Origin of the sequence: Azospirillum sp. TSH64 (assembly GCF_003116035.1) — a bacterium.
GTDB lineage: Bacteria > Pseudomonadota > Alphaproteobacteria > Azospirillales > Azospirillaceae > Azospirillum.
Genome location: NZ_LGQW01000015.1, coordinates 71,001 through 90,506 on the forward strand (window position 1 = coordinate 71,001; position 19,506 = coordinate 90,506).

Consider the following 19,506-nt stretch of genomic DNA (forward strand, 5'->3'; position numbering starts at 1 on the left):
TGATTGTAAGTCCCGGTTATGCCGGTTCTTTTCCGCCCGGACGGGAAGCACTGAAGCAATCGCGCACCCGCATCGACTGAGACGGAAGCCTCCCAAAAAGAAGGGCGGCTTGCCGCCGCCCTCCATGGTTCCACCCCGATGGGTCCATCCCTTGTCCGCCGGCGACCATGGGCTGCCGGCGGACAGGCGGGAGGGAGGTTACGCGGGAAGCTCCGTCCGCTGCCGGTTGGACAGCCCGCCGTCGCCCGCCGCCAGCAGGCCGGACGCCGTGCCCGACGAGGCATCGTGGAAGCCGCCGTCTATCCCCAGCGACTGCGACCCGGTCATCCCGGCCGCCAGCATGGTGACGGCGATGGGCGCCTCTGCGTTGGCCGCTGCCACGGCCTCCGCCGCGGTGGAGGTGCTGCGCTTGATGTAGGCCAGCTCGACCGCGGCGGCGCTGGTGCCGAACTCCGCGGCGATCTCCGGATTGCTCGCCAGATAGGCCGCCGGGTCGAAGGCGGTCAGCGACCGGTTCTCGGCATAGCCGCTCTGGACATAGTGGATCTCGGCCGCCTGGACGTCGGGACCGAAGGCCTGGATCAGGTCCGGGTTGCTGGCGATGTAGCGCAGCGCGTCGAAGCCCTGGGCCGGCCGGCCCTCGGCCTGGCCATGCTCGATGTAGTGGCGGGCGGCGGCATCCGCGTTGGTGCCGAAGGCGACCGCCAGGTCGCGGTTGGCCGCGAGGTAATTGTAGCCGTCGAAGGTCGTGCTCCGACCCTCGGCATAGCCGCTCTCGATGTAATGCCGGGTGCCGGCATCGGCGTTGGCGCCGAAGGCCGCCGACAGGTCCGGGTAGGAGGCGATGTAGGCGAGCCCGCTGAAGTTGGGGTGCCGGCCCTCGGCATAGCCGTGCTCGATGTAATGGCGGGCGGCGGCGTCCGTGTTGGTGCCGAAGGCCGAGATCAACTCGGGATAGGAGGCGGTGTAGGCCAGCGGGTTGAAGCTCACCGTCCGCCCCTCCGCCTGCCCGGCCTGGAGGTAATGCTGGGTCGCGGCGGCGGTGTTGGTGCCGAAGGCGGCGATCAGATCCGGATAGGAGGCGATGTAGGCGAGGGCGTTGAAGCCGGCCGGCAGCCCGCCGGCGGCCGGCGGGGTGGTGGAGGCGGGATCGGCCGCCGGCACCACCTGCAGGGCGATGCTCTGCGCCGCGACGCCGCCATGGCCGTCGGCGACGATGTAGGAGAAGGACCCGGCATCGCCGGCAGCACCGGCGGCGGCCAGGAAGGTCAGCCCCGGCAGGTCGGCCGCCGTCAGGGTCTGGTTCGCCGTCACGGTGCTGCCGTCGGCCATCCGCACGATGCCGCCACCGGGCAGGCCGGCCACCGTCACCGTCAGCGCGTCGCCGTCGATGTCGGCGGGGGCCGCGATGCCGAGCGACACCGCCGTCCGGTCCTGGGCACTCACCGTCTTGTCGGCCTGCACCGTCGGAGCATGGTTGACGGCCGGCTCCACAACGGGATCCACGACGGGATCCGGCGAGGAGGTGACGGGCGGCGGCGGGGGAGGAGGAGGAGGCGGGGGCGGCGAGACGACCGGCGCGGCCTCCACCGTCAGGGCGACGCTCTGGGCCGCCGTGCCGCCATGGCCGTCGGCGACGCTGTAGGCGAAGGAGCCGGCGTCGCCGACCGTCCCGGCCGCCGCGGTGAAGGTCAGGGCCGCGAGCTGGGCGATGGTCAGGCTCTGGTTCGCCGTCACCGCCGTGCCGTCGGCCAGCCGGACGGTGCCGCCGGCCGGCAGGCCGGTCACCGTCACGGTCAGGGCGTCGTTGTTGTCGTCGGTCGGAGCGGCGATGCCAAGCCCGACCGTGCCGCCGGCCTGGGCCGTCATCGTCTTGTCGGCCTCCGCCACCGGGGCGGCGTTCACCGTCAGCGCCACGCTCTGGGCCGCCGTGCCGCCATGGCCGTCGGCGACGCTGTAGGCGAAGGAGCCGGCGTCACCGACCGTGCCGGCCGCCGCGGTGAAGGTCAAAGTGGCGAGCTGGGCGGTGGTCAGGCTCTGGTTCGCCGTCACCGCCGTGCCGTCGGCGAGCGCCAGCGTGCCGCCGGTCGGCAGGCCGGTCACCGTGACGGTCAGCGTGTCGTTGTTGGCGTCGGTCGGAGCGGCGATGCCGAGCCCGACCGGGAAGCCGGCCTGCGCCGTCACCGTCTTGTCGGCCTCCGCCACCGGGGCGGCGTTCACCGTCAACGCCACGGTCTGGGCCGCCGTGCCGCCATGGCCGTCGGCGACGCTGTAGGCGAAGGAGCCGGCGTCGCCGACCGTGCCGGCCGCCGCGGTGAAGGTCAATCCTGCGAGCTGGGCTGCGGTCAGGCTCTGGTTCGCCGTCACCGCCGTGCCGTCGGCGAGCGCCAGCGTGCCGCCGGTCGGCAGGCCGGTGACCGTCACGGTCAGCGTGTCGTTGTTGGCGTCGGTCGGGGCGGCGATGCCCAGAGCGACCGGGGAGCCGGCCTGCGCCGTCACCGTCTTGTCGGCCTCCGCCACCGGAGCGGCGTTCACCGTCAACGCGACGGTCTGGCCGGCGGTGCCGCCATGGCCGTCGGTGACGGTGTAGGCGAAGGAGCCGGCGTCGCCGGCCGTGCCGGCGGCGGCGGTGAAGGTCAGGGCCGACAGCTGGGCGAGCGTCAGGCTCTGGTTGGCGGTGACGGCCGTGCCGTCGGCCAGCTGGATGGCGCCGCCGGACGGCAGGCCGGTGACCGTCACGGTCAGGGCGTCGCCGTCGGCGTCGGTCGGCGCGGCGATGCCGAGAGCGACCGGGGCGCCGGCCTGGGCCATCACCGTCTTGCCGGCTTCCGCCACCGGCGCGTTGTTGGCCTGGACGATGGTGACGCTGCCGCCAGTGCCGACCTGGAACTGGCTGGCGGCGAAGCTGCCGGTCAGCGTCACCGCCAGATCGGTGCCGACCCGCAGAGTGGTGGAGGTGGCGCCCGTCTCGACCTGCATGGCGGTCAGATCGGCGCCCGTCATCACCAGCCGGTCGCCGACGGCGGCATCGGCGATGGTGACGGAACCGGTGGTCCCGGCGGCGATGCGGATGACGTCGTTGCCGCCATTGCCGGTGACGGTCGCCCCGGCCCCGACGGTCAGGTCGTCGGCCCCGGCGGTACCGGTCAGGGCGACCCGGTCGAAGCCGGTGGCGCCGGACAGATCCACCGAGGCCCCGGTCCCGGACGCCGTCACGGCGAGCGCGTTGCCGGTGCCGGTGCCCGTGCTGGTCAGGGCCAGCCCGGCCAGCTGCGAAGCGGCGAGCGTCAGGGTGGCGTTGCTGCCGGTCACCTCGATGGCCTCGATGCCCGACATCGCCACCCCGGACAGGTCGGCGCTGCCGGCGATGCGCAGGGTGTCGGACGCGGCACTGCCGGCGATGACCTCGAAGCCGGCCGCCTGCGCGCCGGTCAGGGTGACGTCATGCGCCTTGCTGCCGGTCAGCTCCAGCCGCTCCACCCCGGTCAGCGTCATCCCCGTCAGGTCGATCGCGGGGGAGGCGACGGCGGTGTAATATTCCAGGTCGTAGCCGTTGTAGCTGCTCAGGTCGTCGGAGTGGATCTCCAGCGTGTCGGTGCCTTCGCCGCCGTCGAAGCTGACGGTGCCGGCATCGTACTGGCTGACCACGATGTAGCGGTCGTTGCCGGCCTCGCCGAAGATCTGATCGGCCTGGAGTTGGCCATAGCTGCCGGCGCTGACGATGCCGGCGAGGATGGTGTCGTCGCCGTCGCCGCCATGGATGGTGTCGCGTTCCCAGTCGCCCTTCAGCAGGTCGTTGCCGGCCCCGCCATAGATCAGGTCGGCACCGCCGCCGCCGGCCACCGTGTCGTCGCCGGCGTCGCCGTGCAGCTCGTCATTGTCGGCGCGGCCATAGATCAGGTCGTTGCCGCCGCCGCCGAACACGGTGTCGTTGCCGTCGCCGGCCTCCAGCGTGTCGTTGCCGGCCCCGCCATGCTCCAGGTCGTTGCCGCCATGGCCCCAGAACCACACGGCGGTGTCGCCGGCGGTCAGGCTGTCGTCATGCTCCGACCCGACCCAGCGCTGGATGTCGACGAAGGTGTCGCCGGCGGCCTCGCCGGTGTTGTTGGCACCGTTGGTCAGGTCCAGCGTGATGCCGGTGGTGGCGTTCTCGTAGGTGACGATGGTGAAGCCGTTGCCGCCGACATAATGGTCGGCGCCCAGCCCGCCGTTCAGCGTGTCGCCGGCCGACTGGCCGCTGTTGCCGCCGCCGACCAGCGTGTCGTCGCCCGCCCCGCCGATCAGGCTGTCGTTGCCGGTGCCGCCGACGATGCTGTCGTTGCCGGCCCCGCCATTGATGGTGTTGCCGGTGTCGTCGCCGATCAGCGTGTCGTCGCCGTCGCTCGGCGTGCCGGTGTAGGCCAGCCGCTGGACCCAGGCGCCGGTGTCGGAGACGGGCAGGGCCGCGGCGATGGGCCCGGTGGTCACGTCGAGGTCCCAGGAGGCGCCGAGCGACGGATGGCCGACCGGATGGCTGGCGGCGGCGACGCGGGCGCCGGTCGCCTGGGCGAGCGCCTGGGCGAACCGGCCGCCGTCGGCGCCGGTGTCGCAGGCATGGATCAGGATCTCGGTGTCCGGGGCCTGCGGCCAGGACCGTCCATCCGCCTCACGGCCGGACAGCGCCGCGATGTCGAGCCGGCCTGCACCCAGCCGGACCGCGCCCGGCTCGCCATGGGCCAGCAGATGGATGGCGGCGGGACGGTCGGCGAGTGCGGCGGCGAGAGCCGCCCCGCCATCCTCATCGGCCGCGACCCGGACGATCCGGACATCGGGCCGGCAACGGTCGAGCAGCAGATCGAGATCGTCGAGGCTGGCGTCCGCAATCAGTACGTCGCGCACGGATGATCCTCCTTGATGGCGGCAGGGCAGAGGAGCTGGGACAGGGCAGTCCATCGGCCGTCGGTCCACACCGCACTCCGGTGATGATTATTGAGGCCAATCGGCCGTATTCACCCAAATGTGAGGAGGAAGACGCCACTAACAACTCAATAAAGCGGAGTATCTCCGGCAAGAATGGGGGAGACTTGCAGTTAAATAAAAAGAAGGCTGCCTCATACGCAGGCGGGTATTTCGTCTTTTCTCCATACCACCCAGAGATATTCCAAAAAATCCGCCTTCTGATAGGGAACCTTTTTTCCCACACGAAAAAGTGGTAGGGCGGCTCCGGCCGGAGGCCTGGCCCGGAACCGTCACAAGGCGGACCGCGACAAGAGGAACCGAAACAAAGAGAGGGCCGCGACAAGGCTCCAAAGTTCAGCGGCGCAATGTCCGGCCCCAACCCCATCGGGGGTTGCGCAGGCGACTCTCCCCCACATCACATCGCCGGCCCTGGCCTCCGATCCGCAACCCGGATCGTTGGCTTCCGCCGGGATACCGGTATGGTGGGCGGCGAGGCGGGCAGAGGCGGGCGATGCACAGCTGGTATTTCGTCGGTGACAGTCATGTTCAGGCCTTCGAAATTGCCGCCACGCTCGGTCTGCTCCGCCGCCCGTCCCGGTTCCTGATCGTCCCCGGCGCCACGGCCGTCGGCCTGCGCAATCCTGAAAGCCACACCCAGGCTATCGCCCATTTCCGGGAGGCGCTGCTGCCCGCCCTGCCGGACGTCGTGCCGGTCATCCAGCTCGGCGAGGTCGATTGCGGCTTCGTCATCTGGTGGCGGGCGCAAACGCTGGGCGAGTCGGTGGAAACACAATTGGCGGCGTCCATAGAGGCTTACGCCCGTTTCATCGACACGCTGATCGATGCCGGCTACAGCCGGGTCGTGGTGACCGGAGCCGTCCCCCCCACCATTCCCGACGGTCATCGCCAAGGTGCCGTGGCGCGCGCCCGCCACATGGTGACCGCAAGCCTGCGCGACCGCACCGAGCTGACGATGCGCTACAACCGGCTGCTTGCGGCGGAAGCGGCCCGGCGGCGGCTTCCCTATACCGACATTTCAGCGCATGTCCTCGATGCCGGAACCGGGCTGATCGCCGACGCCTACCGCAGCCCCAACCCACGCGACCACCATCTGCATCCGATCCAGGGCGCCTATGCCTGGGCCGAGGCGATCAACGGCCTGGAGGCCCGGTGAACGGACATGGCGGACGATTCTCAGACCGCGCCGCGCCGTGACGGCCGGCGGGTCTCCACCACCGCGAAGGCGATCAGCAACCGCCGCTCACAGGGAGCCGCAACCGGCTCCACCCCATGGAACGAGCGGTCGGACGGCGCATAGGCCAGCAGATGGTTGGGGCGGTAGGGAGCCTGGGCCACCAGCTCGAAATCCGCGCGCCGGTAGCGCTCCACCCCCCGTCCGCGGAAATCGGGATCGCGGGGCCGGTACAGCGCCGTACCCAGGGACGATGCCTGCGGGTTGGACGGGCCGCCGTCCGCCGGCATGTAGAGCAGCATCGAGAACATCGTCGCCTCGATGTCCGTGTGCGGCAGCATGGCGTGGCCGGTATGGTCCTCGATGATGCGCATGTTCAACACCGGCGGCGCGTCGACCCAGCCCAGCTTGTCGCGGACCTGGGGAAAGCGCTCGGCCATCGCTGCGACGATGTCGGGATTGAACAGGCAGTCGCGCACGTCGCGCCAGACCGCCGCCCGCTCCACGCCGCACCGGGCCAGCCAACCTTCGGTCAGCGGCACCTGATGGCGCGACGGCAGCTCATCGGGTTGAAGGACGCCGAAGGCAGCGGCATCCGGCCATTGGGCGCAGGCCCGGGCATAGAGGTCGGCGGGCAGGAAATCCGGCACGACCAGATGGGGGAAAGGATCGGTGCTGATCGCCGTATCGGACAAGCGGTTCAGAGCGTGCAATGCAGCGGCGGTCATTCATCCTCCGGATACTACCGGGGAAACAATAGCAACCCATGCTTGGGCGGGCAACGCACCCGCCCCGCCACGTCATGCACGCAGAAGGACGGAATTGCGGCCCCCTGCCTTCCAGGCAGGAGAAAAACACATAAGAATGCTTATGGAAAAATATACGTCAGCCGCTCATTCCCCGCCGCGCTCGACCACCGCCTGCCCGCGGGAAATGTCGGTGACCAGCCGGACGAAGGCATCCGCCCGGTCCTGGGGAAGCGTGACCAGAAGCTGGACCCCGTCGGCGGTGAAGCCGGTGGTCTCCACCCGCGTGCCGGGGAAGCTGCCGAGGCTGGAGCGGATGCGCGCCTCCTCGGCGAATCCGCAGGCGACCGACAGGGTGGCATAGGCGACGATGGGCTCGCGCTCCGCCGCTTTCAGGCAGCTTGCCGCCGTGCCGCCATAGGCGCGCACCAGCCCGCCCGCCCCCAGCAGGATGCCGCCGAACCAGCGGCTGACCACCACCGCCACCCGGTCCATTCCCTGCCCTTCGATGGCCTGGAGGATCGGCCGCCCAGCGGTCCCGCCCGGTTCGCCGTCGTCGCTGAAGCGATAGACGTCGCCGACCCGCAAGGCCCAGCAATTATGGCCGGCATCCGGCAAGCTGCACGCGGCGATGAAGCGGCGCGCCTCCTCCTCGCTGCCGGCCGGGGCGGCCTGGGCCAGGAAGCGGCTTTTCTTGATCTCCTGCTCGAACCGTTCGGTCCTGACGAGGGTGAACATCATGAGGGTGACCGCCGGCCTACAGCACGAAGTCGAAGGCGGAGAAGCTGTAGTTGGCGATGTTGACCTGGATGCGGAAATCGGCCGTCCGGTCGCCGTTCACATCGCCCTCGATCAGCGTCACCGAACCGGAGGACTGGTAGCGCAGCTGGCCCGCCGCGCTGAAGGCGGCGGTGCCGATGAAGGTGAAGGCGTCGTTCGCGGTGGTGCCGGCGATGGCGTCGATCTCCGACAGGTCGATGCGGTCGCCCTCGGCGCCGGCGGTGGCATAGCTCGCCAGCCCCTTCAGCGCCGCCGCCGCCACGACGGCACCGTTGAAATTGACGATCACGTCGGGGGCGGCGAGGGTCGATTCGTTCAGGTTGCGGATGGAGAAGACATCCGCCCCGGCACCGCCGTCCAGCAGGTCGGCGGCGTAGCCGCCGATCAGCGTGTCGTTGCCGTTGCCGCCCAGCAGCACGTCCTCATAGCCGGTGACGGTGTCGTTGGGGTTGACCGAGATCTCGTGGCTGCGGTCGGAATAGACGTCGCCGAACAGCACGTCGTCGCCGCTGCCGCCGCGCAGCACGTCGCTGCCCAGCCCGCCATAGAGCGTGTCGTTGCCGGCGCCGCCGTCCAGCCAGTCATTGCCGGCCCCGGCGTCGAGCCAGTCGTTGCCGTCCTCGCCCAGCAGGGTGTCGTTGCCGACGACGTCGATCACGTCGCCGCGCATCAGGTCGTCCCCGGCACCGCCGAACATCAGGTCGTTGCCGGCCCCGCCCTCCAGCTGGTCGGCGCCATCGCCCCCCAGCAGGACGTCGTTGCCGGCATTGCCGAACAGCGTGTCGTTGCCGGCCAGTCCGGCGATGGTGTCGTTCCCGGCGCCGCCGCCGATGGCGTCGTTCTGGAGGCCGCCCACCAGATAGTCGTTGCCGGTGGTGGCCGCGGCCGAGACGGTCAGACCGCTCAGCGAGGGCTGGGAGAAACCGACCAGCGACCCCAGCGGATAGACCCCGTCGGTGGCCTGCAACAGCTCGATGCCGGTCAGCGTGTCGGTGCCGTCGGGACCGCTGATCTGCAGGGTGCCGCTGCCGTCGAAGGACAGGCTGTAGGAGGCGAGCGCCCCGGTCAGCACGAAGCTGTCGATCCCGGCAAGCCCATCCACCGCATCGCTGATCGGGTTGCCCAGCGCGTCATAGGCGGCGCTGCCGCTCAGCGTGTCGTTGCCGGTCGTGCCGGTCACCACCACCGGCGCCGCTTGCGGAAACAGCAGGTCCGCCGCCCAGGCGGGAGCGGCCTGCGCCATGGCCAGCCCTTCGGCGGCAGCCGTCACCGACCGGCCGGGCGCCGCCCGTAGCGGCCGGCCCTCGCTGCGGCCGAAGGAGAGGTAATGGAGCTTGGCCGCGGTGGCGTCGCCGCCGGTGGCCGCCGCCACGTCGGTGTTGGCCGCCAGATAGGCGGCGGCATCGAAGGTGACGCCGCGCCCCTCGCTCCGGCCGAAGCGGGCGTAATGGACCACCGCCGCCGCCGGATCGATGCCGACAGCGGCCAGCACGTCCGGGTTGGAGGCGAGATAGCCCAGCGCGTCGAAGCCGGCTGTCCGCCCTTCGCGGGCGCCATAGGCCAGATAATGCCGGATGGCGGCCCCGGCATCGAGACCGACCGCCGCCAGCACGTCCGGATTGGCCGCCAGATAGCCCAGCGCGTCGAAGCCGCTCAGGCTGCGCCCCTCGTTCCGGCCGTTCCAGGCGTAATGGGCAGCCGCGGCGATCGCGTTGTCGCCGAAGGCGGCGGCAAGGTCGCGATTGGCCGCCAGATAGCTGCGCGCATCGAAGGCGAAGGCCGCCGGGGCGGCGGTGCGTCCGTCGACGGTCAGCAGCTCGACATCGGTCAGGGTATCCGTGGCGAGGCTCGACACCACGGCATAGCGCCGGCTGTCCAGCGCCACCACCACCGGCGTCTCCGCGCGGTAGCTGCCGCCCTGGGCGGCATAGCGGCGCGGGTCGGCGGTGTAGATGGCGCGGTCGGTGCCGGCACCGCCATCGAAGCTGCGCCCGCCGGGAATCCCCAGATAGACGCTGTCGTTGCCGTCCGCCCCGACGAAGCCGTCGATCTGCTGGAAGATGCGGGCGCCGAGCCGGTCGAGCGTCCCGCCGGTCAGGGCGACATCCAGCCCGTCGATGCGGTAGCGCAAGAGCCCGGCCGCATCGCGGTCGGTCAGGCCGGTGAAACGGACGGATGCCGCCGCCCCGCTGCCGGCGGCGGCATAGTCGAGCGTGGCGGCATGCGCCCGGCCGGCGACCGTGCGGGTGACGGCCAAGCTGCCGGCGCCGGCGGCGATGGAGGAGGCATCCGGCACGGTGGTGAAGGCATCGGCAACGAAACCGTTCGCCAGCCGGGCCTCATCCAGATCGAGGGCGAAGCCCTGCCCCGCCACCAGCCGTGCCATGCACGCTCCCCCAAACCCCTACCGCAGGACGGCACCGGCCGCCGGGTCAGGGCTGATCGGGCAACGTCAACCGGATGACTGAGATCAGATGACCTCTGATCAGATGACCTGGAGATAGGCCGGGTCGAGCGCGCCGTGGCGGAACGGGATCCAGTCCTTGTGGTCGGCGCGGTACTGCAGGCCGTAGGGGTTCTTGAAGAAGATCTTCTGCAGCGGCTGGCCGCCCTCGGCGCGGGTGCGCTCCAGGTCGATCAGCGCCGACGAGGCGAACACCTTGTCCCACAGCTCGGTGTTGTCCACCTCGCGGCCGGCGTTCTTCACGTAATCGCGCGCGGTGTCGCTGAGCTGCCAAGCCTCTTCGACCATCGCGTAATAGTCCACAGTACCCTCGGCCATGGCCTTCGAACTCCAACCAGCGTTGCACAGAGTTTCCGCTCACATAGCGCATTTTCGGCGGCAAAGGAACCACCTGCGCGCCGCAGCGGCCGGGCATGGCCGGACCCCGTCCGGATAGACGGCCATGCCCCGACCGGGATGTTACGGGCGGTCCGCCGCCGCTCCGTCGATGGCCTGCCCGTTCATGCGGGGGGCCGGCAGCGCGGCGGGCAGCGGGACCGCCCGGTTCTTGCGCAGCGGTGCCGCCAGCTTCTCCCAGGACCGGGTGCGCAGCAGCCGGCCGGCGACCCCCAGCCCGACCGCCAGCAGGCCGGCCAGGCTGATCGCCGCTCCCACCGGCCCGCCGACCAGGAGGCCGGCCAGCCCGGCGACCCCGGCCAGCAGGGCGCGCAGGCCGATGGTCAGCGCCACCGTGCCCGTCCCCGGCGCCACGCGCGGCAGCAGCACCAGCAGCAGCCCGCAATCGACCGCCGTGCGCAGGCTCCAGGCCGCGGCGGCGCCGACCGCGCCATAGCGCTCGGCCAGCAGCCACAGCACGCCGAGATAGACCGGCAGCTCGGCCAGCTGCAGGCGCGCCGTCACGTCGACGCGGCCGACGCTCTGGATCAGCGTGTTGGGCACATAGGCGGTGGCGTTGAAGAAGACGCCCAGCATCAGGATCGACAGCACCGAGGCGCTGTTGGCGGCGAAGGCCGGCCCCAGCCACAGCTCCAGCGCCGTCTCGCCGCCGACGATGGTGGCGGCCTGCATCGCCAGGAACACCGCGAGCGTCAGGTGGCCGCCGGCGTCCAGGATGCGGCCCAGCGCCGGCGGATCGCGCCGGAACAGGCTGGAGGCCAGCGGGAACAGCGCCAGCGACAGGGCGCCGGGGATCACCATCAGCCGCGACAGCAGCTCGAACGGGGTGGTGTAGAAGGCGACCATCGCCGCCGGCACCAGGCTGAGCAGGATGAAGCGGTCGGCATAGAGCATCGCCGGGCCGACCAGATTGTTCAGCATCATCCAGGCGCTCATGGTGAACAGCCCGCGCAAGGACGGGCGGCCCCAGCGGCCGGGGCGCAGCAGATCCGGCACTTGGCCCACCGCCAGCACGCCATAGCCGACCAGCCCGATGAAGCGCCCGACCGCGATGGCGGCGATCACCGGCACCAGGCTCTGGCTGAAGGGCAGCACGAAGAGCGGGCTCAGATAGTTCAGCACCCCCACCGTCATCCGCACCAGGCTGATCGGGCGGAAGCGCTGGTGCGCCTCCAGCACGCCGCGCAGGCCGGCGGAGACCAGGGCGATGGGCACGATGGCCGCCGCCACCAGCAGGCTGAACCGGATCTCGTCCGGCGAGGTGCCGGTCTCCAGCTGGAAACGGTCGGCCAGCAGCCCGGCGCCCAGCGCGACCACCCCGCCGGTCAGGAGGCCGATGGCCCCCATCAGGGCGATGGCCGGCCCGGCGATCCCTGCCGTGTTCGCAGAGCCCTCCCCCTGCCCGTCCCCCTGCCCACCGGCATGGCCGATCCGGTCGGCGACGACCTGCACCAGCGACCGTCCCAGCCCGAGGTCCAGCACGCCCAGATAGCCGAGCAGCGCCCAGATCAGGGTCAGCGCGCCGAAGCGCTCCATCCCGACGGCGGAGATGAGCCACGGAATCGACAGCAGGGCCGCCGCCATGGGCAGCCCCTCGCCGAGCAGATTCCAGAGCGTGTTGCGAAGCAAATTCGGAGGTCCGTACGCGAAACACTGTGAAACGGCATTCGGGACGACCCGACCCCGGCCATCCGGCTCTCCAGCCGTTCGACCTAGGTCTATGCCCTCCTGACGACGCCATTGTTATCGGTCCATCCCGTCCAAAACGCTAACGGAATCGCTTGGGCGAAATGGTCATGACTCTGAACGGCCACCTGAACGGCCGCACGCGTTCCGGGCTGGGCACCCGTCAGGACAGGACCCGCTCCAGCGCCGCGGCGACCCGGTCGACGTCGCCGTCGGCCATGGCCGGGAACAGCGGCAGCGACAGCGTCTGGGCGTAATGGCTCATGGCGCCGGGCAGGGCGAGGTCGCCGTAGCGGCGGCGCCAGTAGGGTTGGCGATGGACCGGGATATAGTGCACCTGGGTGCCGACGCCCAGGGCGCGCAAGGCCGCCATCACGGCCGAACGGGTCCGCCCGGCCGCTGCGAAATCGATGCGCGCGGCGCACAGGTGCCAGGCCGGCCGGCACCAGGGCACCAGGGCCGGCGGCCGCACCAGCGGGGCCAGCGGCCCCAGCCGTTCGGCATAGAGCGCCATCAGCCGCGCCCGCCGCTCGACGAAGCGGTCGAGCCGGCCGAGCTGGCTCAGCACCAATGCCGCGTGGATGTCGGACAGGCGGTGGTTGAAGCCCGGCTCCGCCATCTCATAGTACCAGGGGTTGGCGTTCCCCTCCGCGTCCAGGGCGGCGTCGGGATCGGCGAAGCCCTCCCCCGGCCCGGGCTCGCGCATCATGCCGTGGTTGCACAGGCGCCGCACCCGCGCCATCAGCGCCGGGTCGTTGCCGGTGACCGCCCCGCCCTCCCCGGCCGCGATGGTCTTGACCGGATGGAAGGAGAAGACGGTCAGCGATCCCACCTCGACCTCCGGCCACCCGGCGCCCACCGGCCTCTCGGCTCCCTCCGACAGATCGCCCCCTGATGAATAGGCCGTGCCGATGGCGTGGCAGGCATCCTCGACCAGCGCCAGCCCCTCCGCCTGCGCGAGCGCCGCCAGCCCATCCATCGGCGCGGTCTGTCCGGCATAATGGACGGGGGCAAGCGCACGGACGCGCCAGCCGGCGTTGCGGGCGCGGGCGATGGCGGCCTCGGCCTCGGCGACGCCCATCAGGCCGCTGTCGGGATCGACGTCGGCGAAGGCGACCTCGGCCCCGGCATGGCGGGCGGCCGACGCCGTGGCGAGGAAGGTGTTGGACGGCACAACCACCGCGTCGCCCGGCCCGATGCCCAGCGCCGCATAGGCCAGCCGCAGCGCCGCGGTGCCGTTGGCGCAGGACACGGCGTCTGCCGCCCCCACCCTCGCGGCGAGCGCCCGCTCGAACCCGGCGACCGCCGGCCCCTGGGTCAGCCAGTCGCCGCGCAGCACCGCCGTCACGGCGGCGACGTCCTCCTCCTCCACCGACTGGCGGCCATAGGGGAGGAACGGCAGATCCGCCATCAGGGCGCTTCCGCCAGCAGGTCGCGCAGCCGCTCGCCATCGAGCCAGTCGTCGTTGCCGTCGCTGGCATAGCGGAAGCCGTCGGCCACCGGGCGGGCATTCAGCCGCTCGTACGGCGCATGCTGCCAGAAGGTGAAGGCCGGCTCGATGACATAGCGGTCGGCCAGCTCGTAGGTCTGGCGGGAATCGTCCTCGGTGATCATCACCTCGTGCAGCTTCTCGCCCGGCCGGATGCCGACGATCTTCTGCGGCAGGTCCGGCGCCATGGCGCGGGCGAGGTCGGCGATGCGCAGGCTGGGGATCTTCGGCACGAAGATCTCGCCGCCCTGCATCATGGCGAAGCAGGACAGCACGAAGTCGACGCCGTGCTGCAACGTGATCCAGAAGCGGGTCATCCGCTCGTCGGTGACCGGCAGATGGTCGGCGCCCTCGGCGATCATCTTGCGGAACAGCGGCACGACGCTGCCGCGCGACCCCACCACATTGCCGTAGCGCACCACCGCGAAGCGGGTGTCGAGCGCGCCCGACAGGTTGTTGGCAGCGATGAAGATCTTGTCCGACGCCAGCTTGCTGGCGCCATAGAGGTTGATCGGGTTGGCCGCCTTGTCGGTCGACAGCGCGACAACGCGCCGCACCCCCATCGACAGCGCCGCCCGCACCACGTTCTCCGCCCCGTAGACGTTGGTGTGGATGCATTCCATCGGGTTGTATTCGGCGGCCGGCACATGCTTCAGCGCCGCGGCATGGACGCAGAAATCGACGCCGCGCATCGCCAGCTCCAGCCGCTCGCGGTCGCGCACGTCGCCGATGAAATAGCGCAGCGTCGGCGCCCACTCCGCCGGCATGCGCTGCTGCATCTCGTACTGCTTGAACTCGTCGCGGGAGAAGATGATGACCCGGCGCGGCCGGGCGTGGCGCATCACCGTCTCGACGAAGCGGCGCCCGAAGGAGCCGGTTCCCCCCGTCACCAGCACCGACCGGCCGTCCAGCATGCGCAAGCCCGCCTCGAGCCCGGTGCCCGGCATGTCGGCCCCATCCGCAGGGATCCCCGGCTTCGTCGCGCCCGCCTTGCTGGAATGTATCGTCACCGCCGGTTCCGTCCTTTAAAGCCGCATCGCCCGAAGCCGCCGCACCCGGTGCCCACCGGCCCGATCCGGAGCGGGTGCTGCGTCGGGATCGAAATGAACCCCGACCGTAACCGGTGCTTTCTGATGATCGGGTTAATTCAGGATGTCCCCCGGCGCAAGGTCTGTTGGGACGCGGATCAGGCCGGCGGCATCCGTCCCGCCTGCAAATCCTCCAGCAGACGGATCTGCGCCGGCAGGCAGACGGTGGCGAGGTCGAACCGCTCCACCGCCGTCCTCCTTGCGGCGGTCGACAGGGCGGCACGCAGTTCCGGATCGTCCAGCGCCGTCTCCACCCGGTCGGCGAGCGCCATGGGATCGTGGAAACCGGTCAGCAGCCCGTTTACCCCGTCCTCGATCACCTCGGCGACCGGCGGCGTGTCGGACCCGACGATGACGGCGCCGCAGGACATCGCCTCCAGCATCGACCAGGACAGGACGAAGGGGAAGGTCAGGTAGATGTGGGCGCGCGAGATGCGCAGCACCGACAGGTAGCTGTCATAGGGCAGCTTGCCCAGCACATGCAGCCGCGACGATTCCGGCCTGGGAGTGCCGGAGGCGTCCAGCATCGTCTCCCGCCACATCGTCTCGCGCCAAGTGCCGCCGCCTTCCGGCGCCGCGCCATAGCTGACCTCGTCGCCGCCCACCATCAGGATGTGCAGCTTCGGCCGGCGCCGCAGCAACTCCGCCGCCGCCCGCATGAAGGTGGGAAAGCCGCGGTAGGGTTCCAGGTTGCGGGCGACATAGGTCACCACCTCGTCCCCGCGCGACAGGGTGCGGCCGTCGGGCAGGGTGACGGTGGCGGCCGGATCCGGCCGGCAGACCGCGGTGTCGACCCCGTCATGGATCACCGAGATGCGTGGGCGGAAGGGCTCGGGATGCTGCTGGCGCTGCCACAGGGTCGGGCTGACGCCCCAGTCCATCGCGTCCAGCCCGGTCAGCAGCGAGGCGTTCTTGGTGCGGATGCGGCAGCGGGTCTCCAGCGTCACCGGCTTTTCCGGGTCGAAGCCGACATCCGACCCGTCGGCCCGGTAGAAGAACTCGCAATAGAGCAGCAGCCGGGCGTCCGGGAACAGGTCCTTCAGGAACAGGGCCTCGCCCCAGCCGGGATGGGCGCAGATCACGTCGGGGGTGAAGCCCTCCTTCTGCAGGGCAAGCCCGGCGCGCACGGCGCCCTGCCCATGCAGGACCTGCCCCTCGAACATGCGGATATAGGGGTGGGTGTTTTCTCCCGCCTCGCGCGTCGGCCGGTAGAGCGCCATCTGCACGCCGCCCGGCAACTCGCGCCGGACCTTGCCGATGAAGGCGACCTGGTGGGCCGGATCCGCCGCGAAATGGCGGACGAGATGCTTGTACTGGCCGGGGGTGTTCTGGTGGACGAACAGGATCCGCATGGAAAGACAATGCCCGGAAAACGGAGGAACGGGGCGACAGCCTGCAACCATCCGTCGCCGCTGTCGATGGCTAAGACCATCCGCTTAGTCAGGGCGCTTCGCCTTCTTAACGGCTGCGGACCAGCAGGGCCTCATAGCGCCGGACGGTCTCCCGCATCTCCTCCAGCAGCAGGCGCTGCTCTTCGGCCGCCGCCCGTGCCCGCTCCGCCTCGGTCCGCGCCTGCTCGGCATAGAGACGGGCCTCCTCCTGGAGGCGCCGCGCCCGCTCCTCGGCCTGGCGCGCCTCTTCCGCCTCACACCTCGCCTGCTCTCCCGAGCGCCGCCTCTCCTCGTCCTCGATCCGCCAGTCCTCGGCTTCCTGCCGTTGCGCTTCGCCGGTGATCCGCCCTTCCTCGACCATCAGACGGGCGCCCTCGGCCTCCATGTGGTGGTCGAACGCCGCACTGCGCTCCTCTTCGGCCTTCTCGCGCCTCAGCTCGGCGGCACAGCGGGCCTCCTCGCCCCTGTTGCGGCGCGTTTCGCTGCGCCGCCGCCAGTCTTCGGCATCGGTCCGCCGGCCCTCGGCTTGCTCCAGGGGTGACTGGCCTGGGGGGACTGGTCCGGGGGGAGGTGTATTCGGGGCATGCTGCTTACCCTCCATCAGGCGATGGGACGCCGTCAGCGCCCTTTCGGTCAGGCGCAGGCGTTCACGGCTCTGGTCCAGCAGGTACCGCCTTCGTTTCAACGACTGACGGAGGACCGCCTGCAGGGCCTTGAGGCGTTCGAGGGTTTCCATTCCACCGTCAACAGGCGAACCCGGCAACCCGCCTCAAGGGCATAGACACAGGCCGTGAAATGGCCGGAGAGGGACCGTCCGGAGCAGGGTCCGCCGGAAGGACCCGTTTCCCCCCTGCCGCCTTGCGCCTATAAGGTCCTCTTGTCCGCCGGCGCTGCCCGGCCCATCGCGCGACGGAGCGCCGACGCCCCTTGCCCTCTTCCCGACCCTCGTCCTCCCTGCCCTCCTCGCCCTGGCGTTTCCTGTGGATGTTCGTGCGCAACGGTTTCCTCGGCCGCGCCATCCTGCTGAACCTCGCCGCCGCCGGCGGGATCGGGCTGATGGGGATGGAGCCGGTGGCGATGCGCGGTCTGGTCGATGCGCTCACCGGACTATCGGGGGCGGGGAGCCAGCCCTCCGGCTCCCCCGCCTGGACGGCGGAGGTGATGCGCTGGTTCCTGCTGCTGGGCGGGCTGTGGATCGCGTCGGCCCTGTTCAACCGCCTGCGCGAACTGGTCGACCTGCACACCTCGCCGGCCTTGCGCCATGCCATCCAGCTCCAGCTGTTCGATCACCTGATCGACCATTCGCCGCGCTACTTCCAGGACAATTTCGCCGGCAACCTGGGACAGAAGGTCAAGCAGGCCGGGCAGAGCGCCATCCAGATCCTGGAGATCCTGACCAACGACATCATCCGCATCGTCGTCATCCTGGCCATCGGCCTGACGCTGCTGGCCTCGGCCCAGACCCTGTTCGCCGGGCTGCTGGTCGGCTGGACCGTGGCGCATCTGGGCCTGTCGGCCCTGCTGGCGAGACGCTGCCTGCGGCTGTCGCACGCTTTCTCCGAGGAGGTGTCGTCGACCACCGGCCGCATGGTCGACATCATCGCCAATGCCGAGCTGGTGCGCGCCTTCGCCCGCCGCCGCCAGGAGCTGTCCGGCCTGTCCGACGCGCTGACCGGCGAGATCGACCGGTCGAAGGAGCTGCGCTGGTTCCTGACCAAGATGTGGTTCTGGCTGTTCAACGCCCTGCTGGTCTTCCAGATCATCCTGATCGGCCTCGCCGTGTCGGAGGCGATGGCCGGCCGCATGAGCATCGGCGATTTCGCCATGATCTTCTCGCTGGCCAGCATCGTCGGCGCCAATGTCTGGGGCCTGTCGACGCGCATGCTGGGCTTCTTCGAACAGCTGGGCATCCTGTCCGGCGCCCTGGACCTGATCGTCCGCCCGCACGAGATCCCGGATCCGCCCGGCCGCCCCGACCTGACCGTCGGCGACGGCGCCATCCGCTTCGAGGAGGTCCGTTTCGCCCATCCCGGAAACGGGGCGGTGTTCGATGGCCTGTCCCTGACCATCCGGCCGGGGGAGCGGGTGGCGCTGGTCGGCCCGTCGGGGGCGGGCAAGAGCACGCTGGTCCGCCTGCTGCGCCGGCAGTTTCCGTTGCAGGGGGGCCGCATCCTGATCGATGGGCAGGACATCGCCGCGGTCAGCCTCGCCTCGCTCAACCGCGCGGTGGCCGAGGTGCCGCAACTGCCCAGCCTGTTCCACCGCTCCATCCGCGACAACATCGCCTATGGCAGCGAGGGGCCAGATGGCAAGGGAGTTGCCGACGAGGCGATCCGCGCCGCAGCCGCCCGCGCCCATTGCGACCGCTTCATCGAGGGCCGCGCCGCCGGCTACGACACCGTGGTGGGGGAGCGCGGCATCCAACTGTCGGGCGGCGAGCGCCAGCGGGTCGCCATCGCCCGCGCCTTCCTGAAGGACGCGCCGATCCTGGTGCTGGACGAGGCGACCTCCTCGCTCGACTCTGAGACGGAGCATCTGATCCAGGACGCGCTGCTCGGCCTGTTCGAGGGCCGCACGGTGATCGCCATCGCCCATCGGCTGTCGACCGTCACCGGCATGGACCGCATCCTCTATATGGAGAAGGGACGCATCCTGGAGGACGGCGACCACGCCACCCTGCTGCGCCGCGACGGTCCCTATGCCCGGCTGTGGCGCCGCCAAGTCGGCGGTTTCCTGCCGGACGATGCAGGCTCCACAGCCGACCTGGAGGAGACGCGATGAGACGCATCCTGGGACGGTTCCGCCCGATACTGCCGCTCGCCGCCAGCCTGTTCATCCTCGCCGCGGAGGCCGCCGCCATGTCGCCTGCCCTTTCGCCTGCTCTTTCACCCCTGCCCTTCTTCCAGCGGGTCGAGCGCGTCGGCCTGCTCTGCGCGGTGGATGCCGAGGGCGGCCCGGCCACCGATGTGGGGGATGACGCGCTGTGCGGCCGCGCCGCGGCGATGCTGTCGGGGCTGCTGGCCTCCGGTCCGGCGGTCACGGCGCTCGCCCCCAACGATGCCCGCATCGCCGAGCCGGGCACCCTGCTGGTGCTAGTCCATGCCACGCTGCGGCATGAGGAGGGGCGCCGTCTGCTGGCGCTTGCCGCCACCCTTCAGCGCAGCGGAACCGCCGGCGACGCCCCGTTCTTCATGATGCCGCCCCAGGCATTGGCCCTGTCCGGCAGCCTCGATGAAAGCCTTCTGGATGCAGCGCTCCACCGCCTGCTGACCCCGTTGGGCGGAGCGCTGCGCGCCAATCCCTGAGCGGGTGGGCTGCTGCGGAGTTTGGAGTCTT

13 protein-coding genes are annotated in these 19,506 nt (G+C 70.6%); 3 read left to right on the top strand and 10 right to left on the bottom strand.

Annotated elements, in window-relative coordinates:
• Positions 1-198: 198 nt before the first annotated feature.
• Positions 199-4,878 (bottom strand): DUF4347 domain-containing protein, encoded by a 4,680-nt coding sequence (locus TSH64_RS35550; protein WP_158285313.1) that lies wholly within the window; start codon positions 4,876-4,878, stop codon positions 199-201.
• Positions 4,879-5,449: 571 nt separating this feature from the next.
• Here TSH64_RS35550 and TSH64_RS01855 point away from each other — a divergent pair.
• On the top strand, positions 5,450-6,112 hold the full coding sequence (locus tag TSH64_RS01855; RefSeq protein WP_109095210.1) for a hypothetical protein: 663 nt from the start codon (positions 5,450-5,452) through the stop codon (positions 6,110-6,112).
• Between the two features lie 20 nt (positions 6,113-6,132).
• Here TSH64_RS01855 and TSH64_RS01860 read toward each other — a convergent pair whose 3' ends face one another.
• From TSH64_RS01860 to TSH64_RS01900, 9 genes are all read right to left on the bottom strand, one after another.
• Positions 6,133-6,858, bottom strand: coding sequence for a hypothetical protein (locus TSH64_RS01860; protein ID WP_109095211.1), 726 nt, complete (start codon positions 6,856-6,858; stop codon positions 6,133-6,135).
• 165 nt (positions 6,859-7,023) lie between these two features.
• The gene (locus TSH64_RS01865) at positions 7,024-7,617 is read right to left on the bottom strand and encodes a YigZ family protein (RefSeq protein ID WP_109095212.1); all 594 of its coding nucleotides are present in this window, start codon (positions 7,615-7,617) and stop codon (positions 7,024-7,026) included.
• Positions 7,618-7,633: 16 nt separating this feature from the next.
• The gene (locus TSH64_RS01870; protein WP_109095213.1) at positions 7,634-10,042 is read right to left on the bottom strand and encodes a calcium-binding protein; all 2,409 of its coding nucleotides are present in this window, start codon (positions 10,040-10,042) and stop codon (positions 7,634-7,636) included.
• Positions 10,043-10,141: 99 nt separating this feature from the next.
• The gene (locus TSH64_RS01875; protein WP_109095214.1) at positions 10,142-10,438 is read right to left on the bottom strand and encodes a hypothetical protein; all 297 of its coding nucleotides are present in this window, start codon (positions 10,436-10,438) and stop codon (positions 10,142-10,144) included.
• 141 nt (positions 10,439-10,579) lie between these two features.
• Positions 10,580-12,145, bottom strand: a complete 1,566-nt coding sequence (locus tag TSH64_RS01880; RefSeq protein ID WP_109095215.1) for a flippase — start codon at positions 12,143-12,145, stop codon at positions 10,580-10,582.
• A 220-nt stretch (positions 12,146-12,365) separates the two neighbouring features.
• The gene (locus tag TSH64_RS01885) at positions 12,366-13,613 is read right to left on the bottom strand and encodes an aminotransferase class I/II-fold pyridoxal phosphate-dependent enzyme (RefSeq protein WP_109095216.1); all 1,248 of its coding nucleotides are present in this window, start codon (positions 13,611-13,613) and stop codon (positions 12,366-12,368) included.
• On the bottom strand, positions 13,613-14,605 hold the full coding sequence (gene pseB, locus TSH64_RS01890; protein ID WP_348770315.1) for a UDP-N-acetylglucosamine 4,6-dehydratase (inverting): 993 nt from the start codon (positions 14,603-14,605) through the stop codon (positions 13,613-13,615). The genes TSH64_RS01885 and pseB overlap by 1 nt, the downstream gene beginning before the upstream one ends.
• A gap of 272 nt (positions 14,606-14,877) precedes the next feature.
• Positions 14,878-16,131, bottom strand: coding sequence for a glycosyltransferase family 4 protein (locus TSH64_RS01895; RefSeq protein ID WP_109095218.1), 1,254 nt, complete (start codon positions 16,129-16,131; stop codon positions 14,878-14,880).
• A 106-nt stretch (positions 16,132-16,237) separates the two neighbouring features.
• Complete coding sequence (locus TSH64_RS01900; protein ID WP_109095219.1) at positions 16,238-16,906, bottom strand: hypothetical protein; 669 nt, start codon at positions 16,904-16,906, stop codon at positions 16,238-16,240.
• 191 nt (positions 16,907-17,097) lie between these two features.
• Here TSH64_RS01900 and TSH64_RS01905 point away from each other — a divergent pair, with 191 nt between their 5' ends.
• Positions 17,098-18,951 carry an ABC transporter ATP-binding protein gene (locus TSH64_RS01905; protein WP_146207962.1) on the top strand — a complete coding sequence of 618 codons (1,854 nt, stop codon included), beginning with the start codon at positions 17,098-17,100 and terminating at the stop codon, positions 18,949-18,951.
• On the top strand, positions 18,948-19,475 hold the full coding sequence (locus tag TSH64_RS01910; protein ID WP_109095221.1) for a hypothetical protein: 528 nt from the start codon (positions 18,948-18,950) through the stop codon (positions 19,473-19,475). Before TSH64_RS01905 ends, TSH64_RS01910 begins: the two co-directional genes overlap by 4 nt.
• Positions 19,476-19,506: the final 31 nt, after the last annotated feature.